Here is a 2,023-nt window from a genome sequence, read left to right as displayed (position 1 = left end):
TCGCCCAGGCGTCGGGTGTGGAGTCCATGCCCTCAGCCAACCGCGCGGTACCGGGAGCGTCAAGAGGTCGACGGATGCCGCGCCTCGCGCGGGGCCGAGAGCAGCCGCCCGGGTGCGCCCGCGAGCTCGGGCTGCTGGCGGAACTGCCCCGTGACCGCGAGGATCGCGATCACGACGGCCGCCACGACCCATCCCGCGACGCCCAATGGCCCGGCGAGCGCGAGGTCGGGCTGCGATGCGGCGAAGAGGATCACGAGGCCGCCCGCCGCGTTCAGAGATCCGTGCGCGAGCACCGCGGGCCAGATCGAGGCGGACCGCAGGCGCAGCCACCCCAGCAGGATGCCCCAGGCGACGCAGCCGCCGATCATGAACAGCACTCCGGTGATGTCCGTGCGGCCGAAGTTGTAGCCGAGCAGGATCACCGGGCTGTGCCAGACGCCCCAGATGACTCCGCTGATCAGCAGTGTCGGCCACGTGCCGAGCGGACGAAGCGCGGGAACGAGCCATCCGCGCCAGCCGAGCTCTTCACCGAACGCCACCACGCAGTTGATCAGCGCGGCGACGGGGATCATGACGATCTGCGAGATCACGAAGAGCTCCACCGGGGGCGTCGGCGCGCCCTCGGGAAGCATCTGCGCGAGCTGTGCCGCGACCCGCGCGAAAGTCGGATCGATCTGCACGAACCCGAGCGCTGCGGCGACGACGACGCTGAGCCCGATGAGCAGCGGCGGGGCGAGCCAGCCGAGCACCATGAGCCAGACCACGCGCTTCGCCGGGCGGAGGGGCCAGAGCCCGAGGAACCGCACGCGCTCCCCCGACGACGGCACGCGCAGGGCGAACGTCACGATGACGGTGGCAACGGTCGGAGTGAACATCATCGCGGGCAGCAGCAGCCCTGCGATCGGCTCGGCGAGGCCGTCGCCGAGCCACAGAGGCAGCGCGACGAGCCAGGCGAGACCGCAGGAGAGGACGACGAAGCTGACGATGGCGGCGATACGGGTGCGGGTCATGATGGATCTCCTCGATCTCACGGTCACGAAGCGGCGTCAGCCGCGGGCAGCGGCAGCCAAGACGGATGCCGCAGTGGCCGCATCGTCCACGGTGATGACGAACACCCGTCCGTCTGTCCGGGTCACCTCGAGGGCGTCCCCGGTCCGCAGGACGACACCGCGGCGACCGTCGGTGCCGATCCGGTAGCCCCAGCCGCCGAACTCGGCGAACGGATTGACGGGGATCGCGCGCACGCTCGCGATCTCGGCGGCAGGTATCTCGAGTCGGGGCCATCCGGCCGTCGAGCGCACCCGGAGACCGGCGGCGCTCGCACGGACGCGGAAGCGGAGGCCCGTGACGACCAGCGCGACGAGCACGAGCGCGACGGCGGCGGTGATCCACCCTGCGGCGACGCCCCGGGCGAGAAGGAGCACGCTCATCGCGACCACGATGAAGACGCCGATCCCGAGAACGAGCTGGCCGCTCCGTGCGACCGTGACGGTCTTCATCCACACGGCGCGCTCGTGATCGGCCAGAGGCGGCGTCGCCGCCGCACCCGACGAGTCGGGCGAGACCGGCACCGAGGGCTGCAGGAACCAGCCGGCGACGGCGAGTCCGACCATGACGAGCAGGAGGACGGGGATCCAGGGGGTGATGTCGGCCGCATCCGCCGCATCGTCGAGCCCGCGTTGCGCGGCGGTGGAGACGATGGCGAGGATCGATATCAGGCCCGCGGTACCGAGGCTCGCTGCGCCGAGCAGCCGTGCCGTCGCCGACCACTGCGGTTGCGGGATCGGCGCGGCGGCTCCCCGCTGGGGAACCCTGTGGGAGAACAGGGCGATGAGCGCGAACAGCAGCACGGTCCCACCGCCGAGACCGATCAGCAGCGCGAGAGGCGTCCACCGAGGGCCGAAGCCGTCGGCGCCGTCGAGACCCCAGTGGATCGCGGCCGGGTCAGGCACCTCGGGGAGCCAGGCGACGACGACGATGCTCGCGAGGGCGATGAGCGACAGCGGGAGGATCACCCCCACCC

2 protein-coding genes are annotated in these 2,023 nt (G+C 71.7%); both read right to left on the bottom strand.

Features of this window, described 5'->3' with window-relative positions; all coding sequences use genetic code 11:
• Positions 1-59 precede the first annotated feature (59 nt).
• Positions 60-1,010 (bottom strand): type II CAAX endopeptidase family protein, encoded by a 951-nt coding sequence (locus RTM68_RS16385; protein ID WP_312172955.1) that lies wholly within the window; start codon positions 1,008-1,010, stop codon positions 60-62.
• 36 nt (positions 1,011-1,046) lie between these two features.
• On the bottom strand, positions 1,047-2,023 hold a 977-nt coding region (locus tag RTM68_RS16380; protein WP_312172952.1), incomplete at its 5' end, for a DUF1648 domain-containing protein.

This window comes from Microbacterium sp. (assembly GCF_031988965.1).
Classification (GTDB): Bacteria; Actinomycetota; Actinomycetes; order Actinomycetales; family Microbacteriaceae; genus Microbacterium.
The sequence above is the reverse complement of the archived record's forward strand: the minus strand, read 5'-3'. Positions and strand labels throughout refer to the sequence as shown.

Excerpts from the sequence above, each read along its gene's own strand:
- RTM68_RS16385 (WP_312172955.1), bottom strand. The coding sequence starts at position 1,010 with ATGACCCGCACCCGTATCGCCGCCATCGTCAGCTTCGTCGTCCTCTCC.